We start from the raw sequence: 17,510 nt of genomic DNA on the forward strand, positions 1-17,510 counted from the left end.
TATGGATACCCTCAGTTACCTGGGCCAGGGCTTCGGCGTAGCGCTGACCCCCTACAACCTGGTCACCGCCCTGTGCGGCACCCTGATCGGCACCGTGGTCGGATTGCTGCCGGGCCTGGGCCCGATCAACGGCGTGGCACTGCTGATTCCCATCGCCTTCGCCCTGGGCCTGCCGCCGGAATCGGCGCTGATCCTGCTGGCCGCGGTGTACCTGGGCTGCGAATACGGCGGCCGCATCAGCTCAATCCTGCTGAACATTCCCGGCGAAGCCTCCACCGTGATGACCACCCTCGACGGCTACCCCATGGCGCGCAAGGGCCTGGCGGGCGTGGCCCTGTCGCTGTCGGCCTGGAGTTCGTTCATCGGCGCCTTCATTGCCACCTGCGGCATGGTGCTGTTCGCCCCGCTGCTGGCCAAGTGGGCGATCGCCTTCGGTCCGGCGGAGTACTTCGTGCTCATGGTGTTCGCCATCGTCTGCCTGGGCGGGATGGCCGGCGACCGGCCATTGAAGACCTTTATCGCCGCGTTGATCGGGCTGTTCCTGTCGGCGGTGGGCATCGACGCCAACAGCGGCGTGTACCGTTTCACCGGGGACAACATCCACCTCACCGACGGCATCCAGTTCGTGGTGCTGGTGCTGGGCCTGTTCTCCATCAGCGAGATCCTCTTGCTGCTGGAAAAGACCCATCGCGGCCAGGAAGCGGTAAAAGCCACCGGACGCATGATGTTCAACCTCAAGGAAGCGGCCTCGGTGTTCGCGGTGAACATCCGCTGCGGCCTGCTGGGCTTCATCATGGGCGTGCTGCCCGGCGCCGGTGCAACCCTGGCCAGCGCCGTGGCCTACATGACCGAGAAACGCATCGCCGGCGCCAGCGGCACCTTCGGCGAAGGCGACAAGCGCGGCCTGGCGGCCCCGGAAACCGCGATCGGCGCTTCGGCCTGCGGTGCCCTGGTGCCGATGCTGACCCTGGGCGTGCCCGGTTCCGGCACCACCGCGGTGATGATCGGCGCGCTGTCGCTGTACAACATCACCCCCGGCCCGCTGCTGTTCCAGCAACAGCCGGACATCGTCTGGGGCCTGATCGCCTCGCTGTTCATCGCCAACATCATGCTGGTGATCCTCAACATCCCGATGATCCGCCTCTTCACCCGCATCCTCGCGGTGCCGAACTGGGCCCTGGTGCCGGTGATCGCGATCATTACCGGGATCGGCGTCTACGCGGTACACGCCACCACCTTCGACCTGTTCCTGATGGTGGGTATCGGCATCTTCGGCTACATCCTGCGCAAGCTGGACTTCCCGCTGTCGCCGGTGCTGCTGGGCTTCATCCTCGGCGGCCTGATGGAACAGAACCTGCGCCGGGCGCTGTCGATCTCCAACGGTGCCATGGATATTCTCTGGTCGAGCCCGATCACCGTCGGGGTCTGGGTGCTGACCGTGATCATGCTGCTGATGCCGCTGCTGCGCATCTGGCGCAAGCGCGCGGCCGAGCAACGTGCCGTGGCCGATGTCTGAAGCCCGCTTCAGGCAATGGTGGGGCACGCCCCTGGTGGGCCTGGCTGGCGGCTACCTCGCCAGCCAGGTCGGCTGGCCGCTGCCGTGGATGGTCGGCTCATTGCTGGCGATCATCCTGGTGCGCTGCCTGACACCCTGGCAATTGGCGGAAATCCCCGGCGGGCGCAAATGCGGACAATGGGTGGTCGGCATCGGCATTGGCCTGCACTTCACGCCGCTGGTGATGGAGCAGGTGCTGAGCCATTTCGGCCTGATCTTCTGCGGCGCCCTGGTCACCAGCCTGTCCAGTGTGGTCGGGGTGTGGTTGCTGCGGCGCACCGGGGAAGACCGGGCCACGGCATTCTTCTCCAGCATGCCCGGCGGCTCCGGGGAGATGGTCAATCTCGGCGCGCGTAACGGCGCGGTGCTCAGTCGGGTAGCGGCCGGGCAGAGCCTGCGGGTGCTGACGGTGGTGCTCTGTGTGCCGGCGGCGTTCAAGTACCTGTTGGGGGAAGGCGCCCCGTCCCTGCACGCAAGCAGCGTGGACTGGCAGTGGCTGGCCCTGCTGTTCCCGGCAGGAGCGCTGCTGGCCTGGCTCTGGCAACGCCTGCGCCAGCCCAATCCTGGCTGTTCGGCCCGTTGCTGCTCAGCGCGTCGGCCAGCATCGCCTGGGACCTGCACATCGGCCTGCCCGACGGCGCCAGCCAGCTGGGCCAGTGGCTGATCGGCAGCGGCCTGGGCTGTCACTTCAACCGGCAGTTCTTTCGTCGAGCACCGTCGTTCATGGGCCGCACCCTGATCGGCACCGCCCTGACCATGCTGATCGCCGGCCTTGCGGCCCTGGGCCTGAGCGTGCTGACCCACCTCGACCTGCGCTCGCTGACATTGGGCATGATGCCCGGCGGTATCGCGGAGATGAGCCTGACGGCCGAAACCCTGCAACTGTCGGTGCCATTGGTGACGGCGATGCAGGTCATGAGGTTGTTGTTCGTGCTGTTTCTCGCCGAGCCCCTGTTCCGCCACTGGAACAAAGGCCCGCTGTAGTCGCAGGACCTTCAGTGGCCGAGCCACCGCCGCGTCCCTACGGGCCGTTCGCAGCCTGCGGCAGCGGCTACAGATATGCCCTGGTTCAAGTCGCGAGTGGGGTGGCCGCCAAGCAGCCCCCCATCGAGCAATAGTTACAACGGCGGCAGGCGCCACTCGATCGGCGTCTCGCCGTTCTGCTCAAGGTACTTGTTGGTGCGGCTGAAGTGCCCGCAACCGATGAAGCCACGGTAGGCCGACAGCGGCGAGGGGTGCACCGAGGTCAGCACCAGGTGCTTGGTGGCGTCGATCAGCTTCTGCTTGCTCTGGGCATGGGCGCCCCACAGCAGGAACACCAGATGCGGCTGGTGCTCGCTGACCACTTCGATGATCCGGTCGGTGAAGAACTGCCAGCCCTTGCCCGCATGGGATGCGGCGTTGGCCCGCTCCACGGTCATGGTGGTGTTGAGCATCAGCACACCCTGGTCGGCCCAGCTCTGCAGGTAGCCGTGGTTGGGAATGTCGATATTCAGATCGCGCTTGAGCTCTTTATAGATGTTCACCAGCGACGGCGGCGCCGGCACCCCGGGCTGCACCGAGAAGCACAGGCCGTGGGCCTGGCCCGGTCCGTGGTAGGGGTCCTGGCCGAGAATCACCACCTTGACCTTGTCCAGCGGCGTGGAATTCAGGGCATTGAAAATCATTGGACCCGGCGGGTAGATTTCCTTGCCGGCGGCATGTTCCCGGCGCAGGAACTCGCGCAGTTCGCTCATGTAGGGCTGCTCGAATTCGGCCCGCAGGGCCTCCTTCCAGCTCGGTTCGAGTTTGATACGATCGTCAGCAGTCATGGCCAGGCCCGTGAAAAAACAATGGCCGCACCCTAGGAAAGCCGACTTCGCTTGTCAATTGATCTGACACAGAACCGGCAGTTTCCCTTACAGCGATCATACTGAGCGCTCAAATTTCCCCATCGAGGTCACGATGAACCTGCACGTCGAAGAACTCACCGGCACCGATGGCGCACGCATCGCCATTGCCACCCTGGACGCGGAAAAATCCCTGAACGCCCTGTCGCTGCCGATGATCCAGCAGTTGAGCGAACGCCTCGACGCCTGGGCCAAGGACCCGCAAGTGGTCTGCGTGCTGCTGCGCGGCAACGGCGCCAAGGCCTTCTGTGCCGGTGGCGAAGTGCGCAGCCTGGCCCAGGCCTGCCTGGATCATCCGGGCGAAGTACCGGCCTTGGCCGGGCATTTTTTCGCCGCGGAATACCGCCTCGACTATCGCCTGCACACCTACCCCAAGCCGGTGATCTGCTGGGGCCACGGCTATGTGCTGGGCGGCGGCATGGGGCTGCTGCAAGGCGCCGGCATCCGCATCGTCACTCCCAGCAGTCGCCTGGCGATGCCGGAGATCAGCATCGGCTTGTATCCCGATGTGGGCGCCAGCTGGTTCCTTTCGCGCATGCCCGGCAAGCTCGGCCTGTTTCTCGGGCTCACCGGCGCCCATATGAATGGCCGCGACGCCCTGGACCTGGGTCTCGCCGATCGCTTCCTGCTGGATGAGCAACAGGAGGCGCTGATCGAAGGCTTGCTGCAGTTGAACTGGCAGGAGCAGACCCCGCGGCAGCTCAACAGCCTGCTCAAGGCCTTGCAGCAGGAAGCATCGGCGCAACTGCCAGAAGCCCAATGGCTGCCGCGCCGGGCGCAGATCGACGAATGGCTGGATGTCAGTGACGTGGCCTGCGCCTGGCGCGCCATCAGCCAGTTGCAGCATCACCACGATGCCCTCTACCAACGCGCGGCCCAGACCCTGACCCAGGGCTGTCCGCTGACGGCCCATCTGGTCTGGGAACAGATCCGCCGCGCCCGTTACCTGTCGCTGGCCGAGGTATTCCAGATGGAATACACCCTGAGCCTGAACTGCTGCCGGCATCCGGAGTTCGCCGAAGGCGTGCGTGCGCGCCTGATCGACAAGGATCATCAGCCGCACTGGCACTGGGCGGATATCACTCAGGTGCCTGAGGCCGTGGTCGAAGCGCACTTCCACAAGGCTTGGGAAGGTCGCCATCCCCTGGCGGACCTGACCGATTACTAAAAAGCCCGTAGCCGCCCGAGGCGGCTACGGGCTCCCGACCCTGGCCGAATCAGTGGCCGCGCCCACCACGTCCATGGTCGCCGCGGCCACGCCCGCCGTGACCGCCCCAGTCCTGATTGCCGCCGTTGTCATTGTTCCAGTTGCCGTGGCGCTCATGCCCGCCCCAGCCCTGGGCGGGATAAGGTCGGTAGACCGCCCGGGGGACCTGGTAATAACGCGGAGCCGGTGAGTAGTAGCGCGGCGCCGGCTGGTAATAGCGTGGCGCGTAGTAGCTGCGTCCGGTCGAATAATAGGATGAACCGCCACCGTAGTAATAAGCCGGCGCCGGGGAGCTGTAGACCTCGGAGCTGTAATAGCTTGAGCCTCCATCGTAATAAGGGACGCACGCGCCAAGACTCAAACCCAGTAATGCAACAAGCAGAAGTCGACGATACATGGCGGCCTCCTGGACCGCGAAGAAGCCACGCCAGCGACGCTGGCAGGCGGCAATCAGCAACAGGCTGACTGACGAAATATCTGACCGCAAAATTGCCTTCTGGTGCGATTCCGGCAACACATTGATACAAGTCACGCGACCGCTGGCAGGTCCCCGCCCGCGGCGTCTCAAGGCTTGGAATGGCGGCGGCGAAAGAGGCCTTGGCAACGTATCAACGCCAAGACAATTCAGTGCATGGATGAACGAGTCATTTGCCCGCCGTGCCACTAGAATGCGTCATCGGGCCACTATCACGGAATTACCATGGCGCTTCGTTCTCCCCTGTATTCGCAACGTTCGCTGGTGCTGGTCCTGATCACCCTGCTGGGCAGTGGCTTCCTTGCCACCTCCCTGCTCAGCTACTACGCCTCGCGGGATTCGATCCGCGACAACATCGTCAACACCGAACTGCCGCTGACTTCCGACACCGTGTATTCGGAAATCCAGAAGGACCTGGTACGACCGGTGCTCATCTCCTCGATGATGGCCCGCGACACCTTCATGCGTGACTGGGTGGTGGCCGGCGAACGCGACCCCAGCCAGATGACCCGCTACCTCAACGAGGTCATGACCCACTACGACGCCTACACCGCGTTCTTCGTCTCCAACACCAGCCTCACCTACTACCAGGCCAAGGGCGTGCTGAAGAAGGTCAAGGTCGATGAACCCCGGGACGCCTGGTACTTTCGCGTGCGCAATATGGCCACGCCCTACGAGATCAACGTCGACCCGGACCTGGCCAACCAGGACAAGCTGACCTTCTTCATCAACTACAAGGTCTACGACTACCAGGAGCGTTTCATCGGCGCCGCCGGCGTCGGCCTGACGGTGGACGCGGTGATCAAGCTGATCGACAAGTACCAGCAGCGCTACCAGCGCAGCGTGTACTTCGTCGACACCTTCGGGCGCATCGTGCTGACCGGTGCCGACGGTGGCCCCCAGGGCGCCCGCAGCGGCCAGTCCCTGCATGACCTGGAAAGCCTCAAGGAACTGATGGCCCAACTGCCCAAGCCCCACAGCGGCAGCTATGAATACTCGACCCAGGGCCAGGGGCATTTTCTCAATGTGCGCTTCATTCCCGAGCTGAACTGGTACCTGTTCGTCGACAAGCGCGAGGATGGTGCCCTCAACGGCATCCGCCAGTCGCTGTACCTGAACCTGCTGATCTGCCTGGTGATCACCGCCATCGTGCTGATCCTGCTCAGCGGCGTGGTGCGCCGTTACCAGCGCAAGATCGAAACCCAGGCCACCCTCGACAGCCTGACCCGCCTGCCCAACCGCCGCGGCTTCGACCTGCTGGCGGCCCAGGCCCTGCAAGAGGCGCGACGCGACTTGACGCCGCTCTGCGCCCTGCTGCTGGACCTGGATCACTTCAAGCGCCTCAACGATACCTACGGCCACCTGGCCGGGGACCAGGTGCTCAGCGGCTTCGCCCGGGACCTGCAGGACTGCCTGCGCCAGTCCGATATCGTCTGTCGCTGGGGCGGCGAGGAATTCATCGTCCTGCTCAAGGACACCCAGAGCGGGCCCGCCCTGCAGATCGCCGAAAAGATTCGGCAGCTGACCGAACGGCAGCGCTACTACTATGAAGGGCAGTCCCTGCAACTGACCGTCAGTATCGGCTTGACCGCCCTGCAACCGGCAGACACCCTGCACAGCCTGCTGTCCCGCGCCGATCATGCGATGTACCGCGCCAAGCAAAGTGGACGTAATCGAACCTGCGTGGAAATGCCTGACTCCAGCCATGAATGAACCTGACCTTTGCCCGGCCTGCGGTGCCCGCAACGATTGCGCCCTGGCCGACCCACGCACGGCGGACCGCGCCTGCTGGTGCTACAGCCTGAGCATCGACCCGGCCATCATCGAGGCCCTGGCGCCCCACCTGCGCGACCGTGCCTGCCTGTGCCCGCGCTGCGCCGGGGTCGAGGCGCAGTTGCGCGCCGGCACCCTGCCGCGCTCTTGAAACCCGCCCACCCACTGCCTGCGATCGCCTGCCATGCGCCTTGACCGTTTCCTCAGCAACCTGCCGCGCTTCAACCGCCAACAGGTGCGCCTGCTGCTGGTGCAGCGGCGCGTGCGCATCGACGGTCAGCCGGTCGGCGATCCCCGGGCCGAGGTTCGCGAATTCAGTCGGGTGGAACTGGATGAGGAGGTGCTGCAGGCCGGCAAGCCGGCGCGCTACTTCATGCTGCACAAGCCCATGGGTTGCGTCAGTGCCACCCGTGATCCCGAGCACCGGACCGTGCTGGAGCTGATCCACGAGCCGGACCCGCAGGAGCTGCACATCGCCGGACGCCTGGACTACAACACCACCGGGCTGATGCTGATCACCAACGACGGCCAGTGGTCGCGGCGCCTGACCCAGCCGCAGACCAAACTGCCCAAGCTCTACTACGTGGAAACCGAAGACGAGATGGGCCCCGAGTACATCCAGACCTTCGCCCGCGGCCTGTATTTCGCCTTCGAGGACCTCACCACCCTGCCCGCGCAATTGCAGATCCTCGGTCCGCGCAGCGCCCGGCTGAGCATCGTCGAAGGGCGCTATCACCAGGTCAAACGCATGTTCGGCCACTTCAACAACAAGGTGCTGCGCCTGCACCGCGAACGCATGGGGCCGCTGGTGCTGGACGAGCGGCTGGCCCCCGGCGAGTACCGGCCCCTGAGCGCCGACGAAATCCGCCTGATCTGAGGCTCGCCATGCCCGGACGACCGCTGAGCAGAAGCTGTCGAACAATTTGCCCAATCGACTTGCAGGTTATCGATTGCCCTGCTTGAATCAGTCCGTCGGCCGAATTGTGACCGATGAGTCACGAACAGACATCTAAGAAACCTTTTGCCGGCCTGAGCCCTGCCTGCTCTGCATTTCCCCCGGCAAATCGCCCGCCTATAACAACACCCGTCGACCTGCCTTACCGGATCGACATGGGCTCCCATTCAAGGCGTATGCCTACCTGTCAGATTGCCCGTGCACACTCAAGTTGCGCGCATACCCGCTTGCCAGGAGTCTTATGACATGAGGCCAGAAATCGCTGTGCTGGATATACAGGGTCAGTATCGGGTTTACACGGAGTTCTATCGCGCAGACGCCGCGGACAAGACCATCATTCTGGTCAACGGCTCGATGGCCACCACTGCGTCCTTTGCCCAGACCGTGAAGAACCTGCACCCGCAGTTCAACGTGGTGCTCTACGACCAGCCCTACGCGGGCCGCTCCAAGGCCCACAACAAACACGAACGGATGCTCACCAAGGAAGTGGAGGGACAGATCCTTCTGGAGTTGATCGAGCACTTTGCCGCCGAGCACGTGCTGTCGTTTTCCTGGGGCGGCGCCGCCGCCTTGCAGGCCCTGGCCCAGCGTCCGCGGCGCATCGAGAAAGCCGTGATCAGCTCGTTCTCGCCGGTGATCAACGAGCCGATGCGCGACTATCTGGAGCGCGGTGTCGACTACCTCGGCAACCTCGACCGCCATCGCGTCGGCCACCTGGTCAACGACACCATCGGCAAGCACCTGCCCTCGCTGTTCAAGCGCTACAACTATCGCCACGTCAGCAGCCTGGCGGAGCACGAGTACGGGCAGATGCACTTCCACATCAGCCATGTGCTCAACGGCGACCGGCAGTGCTACTTGCGGGCGGCGAAGAACATCCAGGTGCCGGTGCTGTTTCTCAACGGTGAGTGGGACGAGTACACCTCGGCCAACGACGCCAAGCTGTTCGCCGACCATGTGCAGCACGCAAGCTTCAGCACCATCCAGGCCACCGGGCACTTTCTCGACATGGAACACAAGGCCGCCTGCCGCGACAGCCGCCAGGCACTGCTGGGATTCCTCAAGCCGGGTCAGTACGACGGTCGAACGCGCGCGCACTATGATCAGCCTCAGCATGCACGGGCGATCTGACCATGCAGCGTCACAGGTGGGCCGGCCGTCCTTGAAAAACCCTGTTTTTCCTGGCGCATGGCCCACCTGCGGCGAACAGCGATGACACGCAAGCACAGGTCAGATAAAGAAAAACTTCAAATCTGCGGCCACATCTGGTACAAAGTCAGCCGTTCGAGCGGGTGTCGTATAATGGCATTACTCCAGCTTCCCAAGCTGATAACGAGGGTTCGATTCCCTTCACCCGCTCCACTTCCCCCATCTGCGAGTTAGCGCAGATCCGCAAAACCGCTTTTCAGTCGTTGAACTCAAGCGACAACTTCTCTTCCAAGCTTCAAGCCTGACGACTCAAGCCCCAGCCTTGTGCCTAGCCCGGCCGATCGCTGCTGGCCAGAAAAGCCGCATAGTTATCTGCAACAACGGTTGTCCGGCCAGTCTCATGCGACCACAGCACCACCACGGGCTCCGCGGCCTGGCCCAGTACGGCGTAATCGAAGCAGTAGTAGTCGCCGGTGCCGAACTGAGCGAACGGCAGCCAGCGGGAGAAGCCCGCCGAATCAGTGCAGACGCTGTCCTGCCACGCCTGCCAGCCACCCTCGAAATGCCGGACTATCGACTCCCAGGTCTTGCGCGGATCGCGCGCATCAAAGACCGGAAACACTTCCAGAGCCCCCAGTGCCTTGCCGTTGTGATCCAGAAGCCACTCGACGAACGATCCGGGCAAGGTTCGCCCCAATGCCGTCTCGGCAGAACGGATCGCCTCGATGGTCGTGCCTATCACTCTCGCTTTGCCCATGAATCCTCGCTGGCTACAGGCCACCATCGGGAAGATTCAGCAGGCCTTGGCCGGCGATTGTGCTCCTGACAATCGGCGCGCGCCAAGCACCCGGCGATAGCCCGGCCTGGCCAATTGGCTAAGATATCCGGCCTGTTTCCCCGTACCCCCTGCCCGGCCATCGACGATACCTGCGTCGCGCCCTCCGAGGGACAAGCCCCTCAGCCGCTTCTTTTGCATGATTCGCCCGACATCACGGGCTGCACACGAACCTGAAGGAACTGCGAAATGACCCAGAACATTTACGACGACCCGAGCTTTTTCCAGGGTTATAGCCAACTGGGCCGCTCCATCGGCGGCCTGGATGCGGCACCAGAATGGCCGGCCCTGCAAGCCCTACTGCCACCGATGAACGGCCTTCGGGTGCTAGACCTGGGCTGCGGCTATGGCTGGTTCAGCCGTTGGGCCAGCGAACAGGGGGCCCAGCAGGTGCTGGGTCTGGACGTTTCGCAAAAGATGCTGGCGACCGCCCGCGCCCACACCTCGGCGCCCAACATCGATTATCAGCAGGCCGACCTGGAACACCTGAGCCTGCCCAGTTGCAGCGTCGACCTGGCCTACAGCTCCCTGGCCCTGCATTACATCAAGGACCTGCGCGGCCTGTTCGCCCAGGTCTACGCCGCCCTGGTGCCGGGGGCGCGTCTGGTGTTCTCCATCGAGCACCCGATTTTCATGGCTCCACGCAATCCGGGCTGGCAGGTGGACGACCAGGGCCGCAAGTCCTGGCCTCTGGACAGCTACCAGCAGGAAGGCGAACGGATCACCCATTGGCTGGCCGAGGGGGTGATCAAGCAGCACCGCACCCTGGGCACCCTGCTCAACACCCTGATCGCTACGGGGTTCAACATTCGCCACGTCGAGGAATGGGGACCGAGCGCCCAGCAAGTGCTGGATCAACCGGCCCTGGAAGAAGAGCGCGAGCGACCGATGATGTTGCTGGTGGCCGCCCAACGCTGAAGCGGCCGCCATGGCGCGACCGCCCCGGCAGGCATGTCCGGCATGGCTAGAAGCCCTGCTGCAAGGGAAAGCGCCGGGCGCCGCTGCGGGCGAGGAATTTTTCCTGGGCCATGGGCCGGGCCAGGAAGTAGCCCTGGGCCTCGTCGCAACCAAAGGCCCGCAGCATCTGCAGACATTTGAAACTCTCGATGCCCTCGGCCACGGTGCGGTAGCCCAGTTCCCGGGCCAGGGCGATCACCGAGCGGGTGATCTTCTGGTGCTGGGCGCTGCTCTCCAGGTCAGTGACCATGGATTTGTCGAGCTTCACCACATTGGCCGGGATCTGGTGCAGGTAGGCGAAGTTGCTGTAGCCGGTGCCAAAGTCGTCGATGGCCACATCCATGCCCAGGCCGCGAATCTTGCTCAGCTGATCCAGCACCTTGGGGTTGGAACGCAGCCAGGCACCTTCGGTGATTTCCACCTCCAGGCGCTGCGGGTCGATGCGATGACGCCGGCAGGCATCGCGCAGCACATCGGCAATGTCCTGATCCTCGAAATCCTGGGGCGAGAGGTTGATCGACAGACGCTGCACGTCGCTGGAACTCCAGCGGTGCAGACGCTCCAGCACGGCATTGATCACCCAATGGGTCACCCGGTGGATCAGCGCATTGCGCTCCATGACCGGAATGAACTCGGCCGGTGAAATCGGCCCCAGCCACGGATGATCCCAGCGGATCAATGCCTCGGCGCTGACCTGGGCGCCGTCGGGCAGGGCAAAGCGCGGCTGGAACATCAGGTAGATCTGCCCGCTGTCCAGGGCTTCGCTGATGTCCGAGGCGAGGTTGAAGGCCCGCCGATAGGCCTGGTCACGCACCCCATCGTAAGGCGCCCAGGTGCTGCGGTTGAGGGTCGCCAGCTCCAGGGCGAACATGGCCTTGCGCAGCACGTCGGATACCGCGTCGCGGTCCGTGGAAAACTCCACCGTGCCCGCACACACCCCGGGAATCATCGGCAGTTCCAGGCCCGGCGGCTGGCGGCGCAGGCGGCGCACCAAGCCTTCCAGAAAGCGCTCGATCCCCGGGGCCGCCGGCAGCAGGAACCCGAAGCGCTTGACCGATACGTGATACACCCGCACATGCCGCCCCAGGTAGGCGAGCAGTTGCTGGGCCAGGAAGCGCACGATGGTTTCGAACGGCGCCAGGCCCATGGCCAGGGTCAGTTCGTGGGCCACGGCCATGTCCACCGCATCCACCAGCACCAGCACGCGCCTTTCTCCCGGGTGTTCATCCGCCAGGTCGTACAGATCGCTCTGGAACTGTTCACGGTTGGGCAGGCAGCTCACCGGGTCGCGCCGGGTCAGGCGCTGGCGATGCTCGATCTGCTCCATCACCAGCGACGCCAAGTCGCGCAATTGCTGGCGCTCGGCGGCGTTCAGGCGCTGGGGCTGCTTGTCGATGACGCACAGGCTGCCAATCGCATGTCCGGTGGAGGTGATCAGCGGCGCACCGGCATAAAAACCGATGCTCGGATCATCAGTCACCAGGGGATTGGCGTGAAAACGCACATCCTGGCGGGCGTTTTCCACCTCGAACACATCATCGTTTCTGATGGTGTACGCGCAGAACGATTGCTCGATGGGGGTCTGCTCGGCCGCAAACCCCACCCGCGACTTGAACCACTGCCGATCACGGTCCACCAGGGTGATCAACGCCGTGGGCACCTTGAAATACTCGGCGGCCAACCGGCAGATGCGGTCGAAGCGCTCGCAACGGGCGGTATCCAGCAGTTCCAGGGCATACAGGGCAGCCAGGCGCTGCTCCTCGGCCAACGCCTTATCGGGCATACGCCGTCTCGGGCAGGATCAACACACTCATCAGCAACCTATCTCACTCACGCGGGGATATAACGACACCCGGAAACCGGGCCGAACCTTGAAGTAATGGCATTACGACATCCATCGACAGCATGACGCAGTGACTAGTGCTTGCCAATTCCATCCGTCGGACGAACGGTCGACGGCAAGCGTCCGAACCCTTCGTTGAAACACTTGATCTAGAGCGATCTACCCTGGAAGGTAAAGCTCAGCCAGGCCGCGCTGCGACGCTATACCGCTGCCCTCTCCATCCGGAAAACCGCCCCATGCCAAGGCCCCATACGTTGCATCGTTGCCTGTACCTGGCGAGCGCCCTGACCGTGCTCCTGCCGATCCTTGCCCAGGCCGCCGAGCCCCAGCCCCCCAGCGCCGCCGACATCGCCTGGCTCAGGCGCGACGGCTTCGATCTGGACACCGCGCAACTCCAGCGCCTGCGCCAACTGGGCCGCAACGGCTTGCTCGAAGCGCAACTGCAAGACCGCCTGCGCGAGCCGTTGCCAGCGGCAATCGACGCCCTGCTGCGCAGCTACCCGGCGCTGAACGGCTCGACCCCGGCCTTGCTCCAGGACTTCAAGCAACATCAGGAGCAGCTCAAGGCCATGCCCGAAGGCGAGGCCCGCAACCAGGCCAAGCAGGACCTTCGCCAGCGGGCCAACCAGCTCGCCGAGCAGACCCAGTCCGCTGTGCTGCTGCAGGCCATCTATGGCCCCAACCAGCTCAAGGAGCAGTTGGTGCTGTTCTGGCTCAATCACTTCAGCGTGTTCCAGGGCAAGGGCCAGGTGCGGCTGCTGAGCGCCGATTACGTGAACGAGGCGATTCGCCCCCATGCCCTGGGCAAGTTCAAGGACCTGCTGCTGGCCACCCTGCAAAGCCCGGCGATGCTCGAATACCTCGACAACAACCAGAACGCCAAGGGCCGGCTCAACGAAAACTACGCCCGTGAGCTGCTGGAGTTGCACACCCTGGGCGTGGCGGCCGGCTACAGCCAGGAGGATGTGCAGCAATTGGCACTGATCCTGACCGGCGCCGGGTTGATGCCCCTGGACGGTCGCCAACAACGCTTCCCCCGGCCCTTGCAGCCGCTGGTGGTGCAACAGGGTCTGTTCCAGTTCAACCCCAAGCGCCACGACTTCAGCGACAAGCACCTGCTCGGCCACTCCATCAAAGGCAGCGGCTACGACGAGATCACCCAGGCCATCGACCTGATCACCCGGCAACCGGCCTGCGCCCAGTTAATCTCGCGCAAGCTGGCCCAGTACTTTGTCGCTGACGAACCGCCAGCGGCCCTGGTGGCCCGCATGGCCAAGACCTTCCACGACAGCGACGGCGACATCGCCCAGGTCATGCGTACGCTGATGCAGTCGCCGGAGTTGCTGCAAGCGGCCGGCAAGAAATTCAAGGACCCGCAACAGTTCGTGGTGTCGGCGCTGCGCCTGACCTATGACGGCAAGCCCGTGGCCAACCCGCGACCACTGCTCAACTGGCTGAATCAGCTGGGCCAGCCGGTGTTCGGGCGGATTACCCCCGACGGCTGGCCACTGCTGGCCAGTGGCTGGTCGAGCTCCGGGCAGATGGCCAAGCGCTTTGAAATCGCCCGGGCCATAGGTTCGGGCAACAACCGGCTGTTCACCGCCGAAGGCAGCACGGTGCCGGGGCCAGGGTTTCCAATGATCACCACACCGATGTACTACCAGGCAATCGCACCGCATCTTTCCAGCGCCACCCGCAACGCCCTGGAACAGGCCATCTCGCCCCAGGAGTGGAACACCTTCCTGCTGTCCTCACCGGACTTCAACAACCGCTGAGCACGCGCCAACCGGCTGCGCGCCACCTGACCAGGAACCGCCATGAATCGTCGCCAACTGCTGATTGCCGCAGCCGCCGCAGCCGCCCTGCCCGGCCTGTCGTTTTCCGCCCGGCTGTTCGCCGCGCCGGCCGCCGCGCCGCGTACCCTGCTGGTGTTCCTGCGCGGCGGCTACGACTGCAACAACCTGCTGGTGCCCTACAGCAGCGACTTCTACTACGAGTCGCGGCCGAACCTGGCGATCGCCCGACCTGACGCGCACAACCCGCAAAGCGCCATCGCCCTGGACAGCCACTGGGGCCTGAACCCGGTGCTGCGCGACTCGCTGTACCCGCTGTGGCAGCGCAAGGAAATGGCCTTCGTGCCCTTTGCCGGCACCGACGACCTGTCGCGCAGCCACTTCGAAACCCAGGACAGCATCGAGGCCGGCCAGCCGAGCCAGCCAGGCCGGCGCTACGATTCGGGCTTTCTCGCACGCTTGGCCCGGCAAGTGCCCGACAGCGCGCCAATGGCTTTCACCGACGCCCTGCCCCTGAGCTTCCAGGGTGGCCGGGACATTCCCAACCTGTCCCTGCGCAGTGCCGGCAAAGTGCCCTTCGACGCGCGCCAGGCGAACATTCTGTCGTCCATGTACCAGCACACGCCCTACGCCGCGGCGGCCAGCGACGGTCTGGCCTTGCGCCAGAAAGTCTCCCAGGAGCTGCAGCAAGAGATGCTCGCGGCCAATCGCGGGGCCGCCAATGCGCAGGACTTCGCCACTCAGACCCGGCGCATGGCCAGCCTGATGCGCGAGCAATACCGCCTGGGTTTTGTCGACGTCGGCGGCTGGGACACCCACGTCAACCAGGGCAGCACCCAGGGCCCGTTGGCCAACAACCTGGCCAACCTCGGGCAGGGGCTGGCGGCCTATGCAGAAGCCATGGGCGAGCACTGGAACAACAGCCTGGTGATCGTGGTGTCCGAATTCGGCCGGACCTTTCGCGAGAATGGCGCCAAGGGCACCGATCACGGCCACGGCACGGTGTACTGGGTGCTCGGCGGCGCTGTACGCGGTGGGCGCCTGGCCGGCGAACAGGTGGCGGTGAATGCCCAGAGCCTGCTGCAGAACCGCGACTATCCGGTGCTCAACAACTACCGTGATCTGCTCGGTGGCCTGTTGGCCAAAACCTGGGGGCTGACGGGCGCCCAGGTGCAGGAAGTGTTCCCCCACTCCCGGCCCAACGCCCTGGGGCTGGTCTGAAGTCTCGGCCAGGCAGCCGGATAAACACGAAAAAAAAGAGCGATCCGAAGATCGCCCTTGAGGCTTGCCAGCCGATGCCTCGGGCCACTGGCCACGACAGACTCTTGGCGATCTGCCGTGCATCCGCAGCAAGCCATTTGCCCCCTGTTAGCGCCTCGCTCCTGCTTGGCGTGCCGATCTTTTTAGCAGCTGGCAACTGTCTGCTTGCTGAACCCGGATGCAACCCGGGCCAGGATGCCTGCGCCCACCCAGCGACCCGAGACGCTTGCCAAACGGCGCAAAACAGCCAAGCATGCGCCGCCCGCGCCCTGGGCGCCCCTCGCTCACGGAAGGAGCCGAACCTTGAAAAAACTGCTGTTCCTGCTCGCCCTCATCCTGTTGCTGCTGCTCAATGTCGGTTACTACACCGAGCTGGAAGAGGCTGAAACCCACACCCGCTGGTTTCTCAAGCAAGCCCCGACCCTGCGCCTGGAGTTTTTCAACATCCACGCCAATGACGGTGATTACCGGCGCGTGGAAAAACTCAGCGACGAACAACGGCAGATGATCATCGACTACTGCAAATACCGCCTGGGGATCGACACCCAGGTCACCACCCAAGCCGATGTGGAGCGTTGCGCCAAGCTCTAGGACAACGCTCTGCGGGCAATCCTAGGCCCTCGCCCGCAGCTTTGGTACTCGTCTCATGTTGCCCGGACAAACCCGCGCCTATGGTCGCAACGGCCCGGCTGCGCAACGCCCGCTATTGGCCTGCGCGCCGCTGCCCCGGCCCGCCGCGCGTCCCGGGGTGGTATGGTGGCCGGCTGCCCTGCGTGCCGGGGCTCACTGGAGGAGCAATACGCTGAACGCCTGGTCGTGAAGCTTGAGGAGGTCACTGAAGAGATATGTGTAACGCCAAAGACATCTACACAGCGGGTTGGGTCCTGGTGGTCATGTCCGGGCTGGTGTCCCTGACGATCCAGGTGTACCTGGGCTATTTCAGGCTCGATGACATGGTCAGGCACCTGGCGCGCTGCCGGGTCATCGCCATCCGCCTGCCACTTCTGGGCAAGGATCCCCTGAGCCGCTTCTTCATGCTGCTGTGCATCGGCGCCCTGTTCGCCATGCCCCACTTGTTCCTGCGCAGCGGCGGCATGAACGCCAAGGACTACCGGAAATTCCCCCTGGGCCTGAAGTGCCTGATCAATCTGTTCCAGCTCGCGGCCCTGGCCGCCGCAATCGCCTTCCTGGTGCTGTGGTGGGTCAGCCGTCACCTCTGACGGCCACCGTCGAGCCTGCGGGGCACCCGCTAGCGGTGCCCCGCACTTGAACGCGCCTCAGCCAGCGACCGCTTGTTGCTGGAAATCCTCGCGAGTCATTGCAAAGAAGCGGCAAGGCAAGCCTTCAAAGTCGGCCTCGTGGGTGAAGCGAAAACCGATCTTGCGCGCCACCGCCAACGACGCCGCGTTATCGACATGGGCATCGACGACGATCCGCTCCACGGCCGGATCGGCAAACGCATGCTCGACAATCCGCCGCGCGGCCTCGCTGGCAAAACCCTGCCCCCAGGCCCGCCGTACCAGGCGCCAGCCCATTTCCAGCTCGGGCCCGACGGCGTCAAAGGGAATGAACGACACCCAGCCCAGCAATTCATCCGGCGCGTCCTTAGCGAAGATCGCCCAATAACCGCAGCGCGGACCGAAGTCCTGGGTCATGCGCGAGTGCAGGAAATCCCGGTGCCATTGGCCGCCGTCCCAGGTGCCCGGGACAAAGCGCGTGACGTCGGGGTCCAGGTCCATGCGCAGGCAGGCCTGGAAATGCTCAAGAGTGCGTGGGCGCAGCAATAGCCGGGGGGTTTCAAGGTGCAGGTTCATCCGTG

16 protein-coding genes, 1 tRNA gene and 1 pseudogene are annotated in these 17,510 nt (G+C 64.3%); 13 read left to right on the forward strand and 5 right to left on the reverse strand.

The features are described 5' to 3' along the window. The first annotated feature begins 1 nt into the window (after position 1). Complete coding sequence (locus GGI48_RS07505) at positions 2–1,516, forward strand: tripartite tricarboxylate transporter permease (protein WP_179597686.1); 1,515 nt, start codon at positions 2–4, stop codon at positions 1,514–1,516. Continuing rightward, a pseudogene (locus tag GGI48_RS07510) lies at positions 1,509–2,461 on the forward strand (AbrB family transcriptional regulator); the annotation flags it as partial. The gene GGI48_RS07505 and the pseudogene GGI48_RS07510, both read left to right, overlap by 8 nt. 212 nt (positions 2,462–2,673) lie before the next feature. Here GGI48_RS07510 and ung read toward each other — a convergent pair. Then, positions 2,674–3,366, reverse strand: coding sequence for a uracil-DNA glycosylase (gene ung, locus GGI48_RS07515; RefSeq protein WP_016964196.1), 693 nt, complete (start codon positions 3,364–3,366; stop codon positions 2,674–2,676). 133 nt (positions 3,367–3,499) lie between these two features. Between ung and GGI48_RS07520 the strand changes: the two genes are divergently transcribed. After that, positions 3,500–4,612 (forward strand): enoyl-CoA hydratase/isomerase family protein, encoded by a 1,113-nt coding sequence (locus tag GGI48_RS07520; RefSeq protein ID WP_103741469.1) that lies wholly within the window; start codon positions 3,500–3,502, stop codon positions 4,610–4,612. Positions 4,613–4,661: 49 nt separating this feature from the next. On the opposite strand, the gene GGI48_RS07525 is transcribed toward GGI48_RS07520, so the two are convergent. Next, positions 4,662–5,048, reverse strand: a complete 387-nt coding sequence (locus GGI48_RS07525) for a hypothetical protein (RefSeq protein ID WP_080963011.1) — start codon at positions 5,046–5,048, stop codon at positions 4,662–4,664. A gap of 303 nt (positions 5,049–5,351) precedes the next feature. Here GGI48_RS07525 and GGI48_RS07530 point away from each other — a divergent pair, with 303 nt between their 5' ends. The 5 genes from GGI48_RS07530 (at position 5,352) to GGI48_RS07550 (ending at position 9,216) form a co-directional block, all read left to right on the forward strand. Further along, a complete protein-coding gene (locus GGI48_RS07530; RefSeq protein WP_179597688.1) occupies positions 5,352–6,839 on the forward strand; it encodes a sensor domain-containing diguanylate cyclase in 1,488 nt (495 codons plus the stop codon). After that, on the forward strand, positions 6,832–7,050 hold the full coding sequence (locus GGI48_RS07535; RefSeq protein ID WP_179597690.1) for a cysteine-rich CWC family protein: 219 nt from the start codon (positions 6,832–6,834) through the stop codon (positions 7,048–7,050). Before GGI48_RS07530 ends, GGI48_RS07535 begins: the two co-directional genes overlap by 8 nt. A 33-nt stretch (positions 7,051–7,083) precedes the next feature. After that, a complete protein-coding gene (locus GGI48_RS07540) occupies positions 7,084–7,776 on the forward strand; it encodes a 16S rRNA pseudouridine(516) synthase (RefSeq protein WP_103741467.1) in 693 nt (230 codons plus the stop codon). A gap of 324 nt (positions 7,777–8,100) precedes the next feature. Next, positions 8,101–8,985: an alpha/beta fold hydrolase gene (locus tag GGI48_RS07545; RefSeq protein ID WP_016964201.1), complete on the forward strand. Its 885-nt coding sequence runs from the start codon at positions 8,101–8,103 to the stop codon at positions 8,983–8,985. Between the two features lie 157 nt (positions 8,986–9,142). After that, a tRNA-Gly gene (locus GGI48_RS07550) sits at positions 9,143–9,216 on the forward strand. 115 nt (positions 9,217–9,331) lie between these two features. On the opposite strand, the gene GGI48_RS07555 is transcribed toward GGI48_RS07550, so the two are convergent. Next, the gene (locus GGI48_RS07555; protein ID WP_179597692.1) at positions 9,332–9,760 is read right to left on the reverse strand and encodes an SMI1/KNR4 family protein; all 429 of its coding nucleotides are present in this window, start codon (positions 9,758–9,760) and stop codon (positions 9,332–9,334) included. Positions 9,761–10,027: 267 nt separating this feature from the next. On the opposite strand from GGI48_RS07555, the gene GGI48_RS07560 reads away from it, so the two are divergent. After that, positions 10,028–10,756, forward strand: coding sequence for a class I SAM-dependent methyltransferase (locus GGI48_RS07560; protein ID WP_179597694.1), 729 nt, complete (start codon positions 10,028–10,030; stop codon positions 10,754–10,756). A 46-nt stretch (positions 10,757–10,802) separates the two neighbouring features. On the opposite strand, the gene GGI48_RS07565 is transcribed toward GGI48_RS07560, so the two are convergent. Next, positions 10,803–12,578 (reverse strand): sensor domain-containing phosphodiesterase, encoded by a 1,776-nt coding sequence (locus GGI48_RS07565; RefSeq protein WP_179597695.1) that lies wholly within the window; start codon positions 12,576–12,578, stop codon positions 10,803–10,805. A 296-nt stretch (positions 12,579–12,874) separates the two neighbouring features. Here GGI48_RS07565 and GGI48_RS07570 point away from each other — a divergent pair, with 296 nt between their 5' ends. From GGI48_RS07570 to GGI48_RS07585, 4 genes are all read left to right on the forward strand, one after another. Next, positions 12,875–14,413 (forward strand): DUF1800 domain-containing protein, encoded by a 1,539-nt coding sequence (locus GGI48_RS07570; RefSeq protein WP_179597697.1) that lies wholly within the window; start codon positions 12,875–12,877, stop codon positions 14,411–14,413. A gap of 42 nt (positions 14,414–14,455) precedes the next feature. Continuing rightward, a complete protein-coding gene (locus GGI48_RS07575; RefSeq protein ID WP_179597699.1) occupies positions 14,456–15,652 on the forward strand; it encodes a DUF1501 domain-containing protein in 1,197 nt (398 codons plus the stop codon). A gap of 342 nt (positions 15,653–15,994) precedes the next feature. Continuing rightward, entirely contained in the window at positions 15,995–16,282 is a 288-nt protein-coding gene (locus tag GGI48_RS07580; protein WP_016964208.1) for a hypothetical protein, read from the forward strand. A gap of 254 nt (positions 16,283–16,536) precedes the next feature. Beyond that, positions 16,537–16,911: a hypothetical protein gene (locus tag GGI48_RS07585; protein ID WP_103742245.1), complete on the forward strand. Its 375-nt coding sequence runs from the start codon at positions 16,537–16,539 to the stop codon at positions 16,909–16,911. Positions 16,912–16,968: 57 nt separating this feature from the next. Here the strand turns inward: GGI48_RS07585 and GGI48_RS07590 are convergent, their stop codons facing one another. After that, positions 16,969–17,505: a GNAT family N-acetyltransferase gene (locus tag GGI48_RS07590; RefSeq protein WP_016964210.1), complete on the reverse strand. Its 537-nt coding sequence runs from the start codon at positions 17,503–17,505 to the stop codon at positions 16,969–16,971. Between the last annotated feature and the right edge of the window lie 5 nt (positions 17,506–17,510).

This window comes from Pseudomonas protegens (assembly GCF_013407925.2).
Taxonomy (GTDB): domain Bacteria; phylum Pseudomonadota; class Gammaproteobacteria; order Pseudomonadales; family Pseudomonadaceae; genus Aquipseudomonas; species Aquipseudomonas fluorescens_AP.

What these genes read in the sequence shown, in the direction of transcription:
- GGI48_RS07505 (WP_179597686.1), top strand. Translation starts at nt 2, where the DNA reads ATGGATACCCTCAGTTACCTGGGCCAGGGCTTCGGCGTAGCGCTGACC.
- ung (WP_016964196.1), bottom strand. Translation starts at nt 3,366, where the DNA reads ATGACTGCTGACGATCGTATCAAACTCGAACCGAGCTGGAAGGAGGCC.
- GGI48_RS07520 (WP_103741469.1), top strand. Translation starts at nt 3,500, where the DNA reads ATGAACCTGCACGTCGAAGAACTCACCGGCACCGATGGCGCACGCATC.
- GGI48_RS07525 (WP_080963011.1), bottom strand. Translation starts at nt 5,048, where the DNA reads ATGTATCGTCGACTTCTGCTTGTTGCATTACTGGGTTTGAGTCTTGGC.
- GGI48_RS07530 (WP_179597688.1), top strand. Translation starts at nt 5,352, where the DNA reads ATGGCGCTTCGTTCTCCCCTGTATTCGCAACGTTCGCTGGTGCTGGTC.
- GGI48_RS07535 (WP_179597690.1), top strand. Translation starts at nt 6,832, where the DNA reads ATGAATGAACCTGACCTTTGCCCGGCCTGCGGTGCCCGCAACGATTGC.
- GGI48_RS07540 (WP_103741467.1), top strand. Translation starts at nt 7,084, where the DNA reads ATGCGCCTTGACCGTTTCCTCAGCAACCTGCCGCGCTTCAACCGCCAA.
- GGI48_RS07545 (WP_016964201.1), top strand. Translation starts at nt 8,101, where the DNA reads ATGAGGCCAGAAATCGCTGTGCTGGATATACAGGGTCAGTATCGGGTT.
- GGI48_RS07555 (WP_179597692.1), bottom strand. Translation starts at nt 9,760, where the DNA reads ATGGGCAAAGCGAGAGTGATAGGCACGACCATCGAGGCGATCCGTTCT.
- GGI48_RS07560 (WP_179597694.1), top strand. Translation starts at nt 10,028, where the DNA reads ATGACCCAGAACATTTACGACGACCCGAGCTTTTTCCAGGGTTATAGC.
- GGI48_RS07565 (WP_179597695.1), bottom strand. Translation starts at nt 12,578, where the DNA reads ATGCCCGATAAGGCGTTGGCCGAGGAGCAGCGCCTGGCTGCCCTGTAT.
- GGI48_RS07570 (WP_179597697.1), top strand. Translation starts at nt 12,875, where the DNA reads ATGCCAAGGCCCCATACGTTGCATCGTTGCCTGTACCTGGCGAGCGCC.
- GGI48_RS07575 (WP_179597699.1), top strand. Translation starts at nt 14,456, where the DNA reads ATGAATCGTCGCCAACTGCTGATTGCCGCAGCCGCCGCAGCCGCCCTG.
- GGI48_RS07585 (WP_103742245.1), top strand. Translation starts at nt 16,537, where the DNA reads ATGTGTAACGCCAAAGACATCTACACAGCGGGTTGGGTCCTGGTGGTC.
- GGI48_RS07590 (WP_016964210.1), bottom strand. Translation starts at nt 17,505, where the DNA reads ATGAACCTGCACCTTGAAACCCCCCGGCTATTGCTGCGCCCACGCACT.